Source organism: Brachyspira sp. G79 (assembly GCF_002379365.1).
In the GTDB taxonomy this organism is placed as follows: domain Bacteria; phylum Spirochaetota; class Brachyspiria; order Brachyspirales; family Brachyspiraceae; genus Brachyspira.
In genome coordinates, this window is the sequence record NZ_JQIU01000008.1 from 2,143,352 (window position 1) to 2,149,041 (window position 5,690).

A 5,690-nucleotide genomic window follows, 5' to 3' on the forward strand; every position below is an offset into this window, starting at 1 on the left:
CATAATGATATTTATAATAATATCATCTATAATATTTAAATTACTATTTCTTGATTTCAACATATAATTGATAATATTTTCTGTTATGTCTTTATTAATACATAATGGTAAAAGATAGGTAAACTCATCATTAGATAAATAGTCTAACTTTGAAATTATATATAAAAAAATAATAAAAGGTCTAACTATATGACTATTTATATCATTATAAGTTTTTAATAATTGTTTTAAGTATATAAAACTATCATTATCTATATTAAATAAATTATTACCATTAAAATTTTATTTTCAACTATTTTTAATAATTCTTTTCCTACTTCTGTTATATATCTATTATCATCTATTAAACCAATATCAACTAGCCCAGAAGTTTTTTGTCTAGCATCTTTTTCTGGATTTTTAGCATTCCCATATATAAAACCATTAGCTTTTAAATGATTATAATATTCTTTTTGTATATATTGCCATTTATTATTTTTAAATTTTTCTCTAAATTCCTTTTACTTCTGGCTTATCCCACCTAGCTATATTTTCTAAAAAATGATATGTATCGCAATATTGTCTAGAGTTATATGGAGGATCTATATATACTAAATCAGCTTTTATATTTTTTACAAGTTCATTACTGTCCATATTGTAACAAACATTATTAATATTAAGATTATTCATCTTAATCGGGACATACAGTTCCAATTTTTTTTCTAAATAAGACTTATTATTTTTTATATAAGCATCATAATGTCCACAAGTATTTGCTATTTTATCCATGGAATATAGTAATGAAGTTATTAATATTGCTCTCTCTTTAAAATTAATTTTTTTAGTATTGTATAATTCTTCTATATTTTCCCTTATATATCCTATTTTTCTGCAATTTTCTTTGCTAAAAAAAGTATCTGAAAAATTATTACTAACATAATTATCATCTTTTACTATTATAGAATTATACTCTTTTATATATTTAACTATTTTTTTATATGAGTATCTTTTAGGACTGAACCAAGCAACATGACAAATATAATTACTATACAAGTTATCATTTGTTATTAATTGCTTATCTAAAAAAGCGGAGGCTACAACACCAGTTCCTGAAAATATATCAGCCACTATTTTTATATTATCACATTCAGTGTCAACAACATGCCTAATGAAACCAAGAAGATTATATTTATTTCCTAAATATCTTCTATTATTAATATATGTAGTATTATAATATATCATAGTAAAATAATAAATAAAATTTTACTAATTATATTAACAGAAATAAAGATAAATTCAAGTAAACAATATTAATTAATAAAGTGTTTTTAATTTTGCTGTACTTGAAAAAAAATACAAATTCATATAAAATAAACATAATATTTTTAAAAAATTACTTTAATAATTAGGATTAATTAATATGGAATATGAAGCAGTCATAGGATTAGAAGTGCATGTTCAGCTTAATACTAAAACTAAAGCATTCTGTTCATGCCCAAATACTTTCGGTGCTCCTGCAAATACGCTCACTTGTCCAAGATGTCAGGCTCACCCAGGTACTTTACCTATAGTTAATAAAGAAATGGTGCATAAAACTATTAAAGCAGGACTTGCTACTAACTGCACTATTCAAAAGAAAAGCAGATTCGCTAGAAAACATTATTTCTACCCAGATTTGCCTTCCTACTATCAAATTACTCAAATGGACGAACCAATCTGTACAGAAGGTCATCTTGATATAACTGTACTTAATGACGACGGCTCTTCTTACAATAAAAGCATAAGAATAAATAGAATACACATGGAAGAAGATGCAGGCAAACTTGTACATGATGATACTGGAAGACCTTTAAGCTATGTAGACTTGAACCGTGCTGGCTGTTGTTTGATAGAATGCGTAAGCGAACCAGATATCTCTACAGGAGAAGAAGCATATCAGTATTTAACAGAACTCAAAAAAATATTTAAATATATTGATGTTTCAGACTGTAATATGGAAGAAGGTTCTTTAAGATGCGATGCCAATGTTTCTATACGCCCTAAAGGAAGTAAAGAACTAGGGGTTAAAACTGAAGTAAAAAATATGAATAGTTTTAGAAATGTAAGACTAGCTATTGATTATGAAATCAAACGTCAGATAAAAGCTCTAAATAATGGGGAGAAAATCTTACAGGAAACTAGACTTTACGATGCTAAAGAAAATACTACTAAAGGAATGCGTTCAAAAGAAGGTGCTGCAGATTACAGATATTTTCCAGACCCAGATATACCTCTTTTAGTACTTCAAGATGAAGAGATTGAAAATGCTAAAAAAGAACTCCCAGAACTTCCGCAGCAAAAACGTGAGAGACTTAAAAAAGATTATGATTTACCAGATCAAGATATAGTAGTACTTACAGAAGATGCTGCTTTAGCTGACTACTATGAATCAGCTGTTAAAGCATATCCTAAACAGCCTAAAAAAATAAGCAACTGGATAATGGTTGAAGTGAATGCCTACTTAAACAAAAAACTTCAAACTATTAAAGATTTCAAACCAAAACCAGAACATATTGCTGAAATATTCAAACTTATAGATGAAGGCGTTATAAGTGGTAAAATAGCTAAAGAGATTTTTGAAGATATGTGCGAAACTGGAGAAGCTCCTTCTGTTATAGTAGATAGAAAAGGAATTAAACAAGTAAGTGATACAGGAGAGCTTGAAGCTATAATAAGAAAAGTTTTAGAAGAAAATCCTAAATCAGTAGCAGACTTCAAGGCAGGTAAAGAAAAATCATTCGGGTTCTTGGTAGGACAAACTATGAAAGCTACTAAAGGACAGGGTAACCCTAAACTTGTTAATGAAGTATTAAGAAAAGTTTTAAGCGAATAATTTTTGATATTTTTAGTACTATAGATATAACCCTAACGGCTTTTGCTGTTAGGGTTTTTTGTTTATATTTTTTAATATAACTATAAAACATTTCATTCTCCGAAAATAGAATTTATAATATTTATTTTATTCTCACTTTCATCTTCAGAAACTAATTCTTCAATACCAAAAAATATTAAACTTGACAAAGCATCTGGAAAATCTAAGTAGCTGAATATATCACCTTTAATATTATTTTGAGAAAGTGAATCATCAAAATTGAGCAGCTGCCTTAAAGCAATATATCCTCTTCCTTCATTTGTACTAAGCCATTTATCAGTATCTGAACTCTCTGGAACTTCCTGCCAGCTTTTAGGAAAATAAACTTTATCATATATCAAATAACTAGCATTAACTATTCTCTCTATTTTATTTTTATGAACATAAAATGGCGTTACTTCAAAATGTTTCTCTAATCTTTTTACCAATTCTTTTTGAGCAAAATTACTTTCGCATAATACCTTTTTAATTTTTTTATTTATTAGAAAATTAATTATGCTTTCATCTGTGGTAGAGTTTTCATCATTACGCATAAGCCCAGAATCTATTAAATATATATTCTCCCCTATTTGTGTATAAATTATAACTGAAGTAAAACAATTATATTCTCCAAATGCTGGATCAATTACAGCTTTATGTTCAGATGAATTAATTTCTTCTATAATAGTATTAATATTATTCTTGTCATCATAAAACTTTAATTTTGAATATAGAAAAACTTTTCCCTGTTTATTTTTTATTTTACCAAGCCAAATATGATCATACATTTTTGGAAGAAGTCTTAAAGTAGAGAGTCTTGATTTATTTAATATATCGCTGAAATAATAATTTCCGTCATAATTAATAAATGTTATTAAAATATTATTATCTTCATATTCTTTATAATTGTATTTATTATTATTTTTATCAGTGTAAAATAAACTCTCTAAATTGAACTTACTTGTCATTTTATAAATAAAGTCTGTTTCAAATCTGGGATTAAATGCTATCCATATTTCACTTTTTAAAGCACGTATGGAAGGCTCTAATATCTCATAGCTTCTTTGTGTGAGAGTCTGACCTTCCTCTATAAAGCATATTCTTACATTGTAAATAGATTTTATCTCTTCAATAGAGCATTCTCTTATACCTAAAAATATAAATTTACTGTTAGTTATTTTATTAGTAATTTCATTTCTTTTTATATTAAAAAAACTTTCGAGTTTTAATTCTTTAATAATGCTCACAAGAAGAGGATAAGTAGAATATGCTATTGACTTTTGAATCTCTCTTGAGCAAAGTATAACACCCTTAATCTCAAAACTTTTAGCTATAAGTATCCTAGCAATAGATTCGCTTTTCCCTCCGCCTCTGCCCCCAAATGCTATTTTTAAACGCTTATCAGTATTTGCCCATTTCTCAAACGGTTTTAATATATTAAACTTTATTTCCATAGTATTTTTTATTACCCATTATAAAAATATAAATAATCACTAATAAATATTAAAAATTATTAGTGATTATTAATATGATTTTGTATTTCTGATATTTAGTATTTAATTACTTTGAATTTTATATTATTTTATTGCTAATCTTAATATACAACTACAAGACTATAGTATATTCTAATGCCTACAACCGCACGTTTAGAGTATTTTTATTTATTAAATAAAGTTTAAATTTATGACTAAACTATTATATTTTTATACTATGTTACGTGCGGGGTTTAAAATTTTAGAAAAAATCAATTAATAAAAATGATACAGTGTATATTTATTTAAGGTAAATAATTACATAAAAAGTATATTTTTTTAAAAAAATTACAAAAATTAATAACATCTTTCGGAAGACATAGCAAATTATTTTTGATAATTCTGTTATAATAAAGCAAGTATCTATATGCAAGAATAACTAAGGATAATATTATATGAAAAAAGAAAGCATTAATATAGCCGATAGAAAATATAATATAAAATATTATAGTAATTCAGATAAAAATGCAAGATACAATTACGTACTTCCTTCGCTTAGAACATTAATATCAGGAAACCGAGAATGCTTTATAGTTTCTAAAATATCAGGTGATAAACCCTACAGCGTAGAGAAAGCAGTAATTTCAGAAGATGATAGTATATTCACATACGAATTTAATGATTTTCAGGCAGTAAAGGAAGATATAAAAGGCATAATGACTAATTATAAAGATAAAATATTATTCTTTGAAATAGGAGTGTTTGCCGATTTATACAGCTATTTAAGAAGTCATTTTGAGCTTGATATAATAAACTATATTTCAGATGACGGAAAAATAGATATTTCCAATATTGAAGATAGTGTATTTGATAAACTTCCTATCAAGAAAGATAAACTTATAAAGAGAATGCAGAACTATTATGATGATAATAAAAACTGCATACTTCCTTCTTATAAAGTTCAGGATAGTATAATCAAAGAAGATAAAAGACCTTCTAACAAAGTGCTTTACTGTATATATCATCTTCCAGTTCTTGAGAAAATATATTATTTTGAAAATTGTAAATTAAATTTAAAAGATATAGCAGATATTTTCTTCAGCGATGATAATAATGAGAATATTGATAAGTCTTTATTAAAAAAAGATTCTTTCTAATAAAATAAAGTTAATAGAAGAAAGTATTAAGCATTTGAATTATACTGAATTAGTAAGAAGAATAGATAATTTTAAATATATTGAAGAGATTTCTTTATCTAAAATAATAGAATATATATTCTGTTTATATTATGTTTTTCAGCATGATAGTGTATTAAGAGATGGTTATATTAGTTCTATTAGTATAATACT

The 5,690-nt window shown here is 25.6% G+C and carries 5 protein-coding genes; 2 read left to right on the forward strand and 3 right to left on the reverse strand.

Annotated features, from left to right (window positions below):
* Nucleotides 1-255, reverse strand: a 255-nt coding sequence (locus KQ44_RS15140; RefSeq protein WP_346426139.1) for an AlwI family type II restriction endonuclease, incomplete at its 3' end; no start/stop codon positions are given.
* Between the two features lie 234 nt (nt 256-489).
* Nucleotides 490-1,221: a DNA adenine methylase gene (locus KQ44_RS10815; protein WP_205676566.1), complete on the reverse strand. Its 732-nt coding sequence runs from the start codon at nt 1,219-1,221 to the stop codon at nt 490-492.
* Between the two features lie 178 nt (nt 1,222-1,399).
* Here KQ44_RS10815 and gatB point away from each other — a divergent pair, with 178 nt between their 5' ends.
* Nucleotides 1,400-2,851, forward strand: coding sequence for an Asp-tRNA(Asn)/Glu-tRNA(Gln) amidotransferase subunit GatB (gatB, locus tag KQ44_RS10820; RefSeq protein WP_096737409.1), 1,452 nt, complete (start codon nt 1,400-1,402; stop codon nt 2,849-2,851).
* Between the two features lie 92 nt (nt 2,852-2,943).
* Here the strand turns inward: gatB and KQ44_RS10825 are convergent, their stop codons facing one another.
* Complete coding sequence (locus KQ44_RS10825; protein ID WP_096737410.1) at nt 2,944-4,323, reverse strand: phage terminase large subunit; 1,380 nt, start codon at nt 4,321-4,323, stop codon at nt 2,944-2,946.
* A 473-nt stretch (nt 4,324-4,796) separates the two neighbouring features.
* Between KQ44_RS10825 and KQ44_RS10830 the strand changes: the two genes are divergently transcribed.
* On the forward strand, nt 4,797-5,498 hold the full coding sequence (locus KQ44_RS10830) for a hypothetical protein (protein ID WP_240516604.1): 702 nt from the start codon (nt 4,797-4,799) through the stop codon (nt 5,496-5,498).
* The last annotated feature ends 192 nt before the right edge of the window (nt 5,499-5,690 follow it).

Excerpts from the sequence above, each read along its gene's own strand:
- KQ44_RS10825 (WP_096737410.1), bottom strand. The coding sequence starts at position 4,323 with ATGGAAATAAAGTTTAATATATTAAAACCGTTTGAGAAATGGGCAAAT.
- KQ44_RS10815 (WP_205676566.1), bottom strand. The coding sequence starts at position 1,221 with ATGATATATTATAATACTACATATATTAATAATAGAAGATATTTAGGA.
- gatB (WP_096737409.1), top strand. The coding sequence starts at position 1,400 with ATGGAATATGAAGCAGTCATAGGATTAGAAGTGCATGTTCAGCTTAAT.
- KQ44_RS10830 (WP_240516604.1), top strand. The coding sequence starts at position 4,797 with ATGAAAAAAGAAAGCATTAATATAGCCGATAGAAAATATAATATAAAA.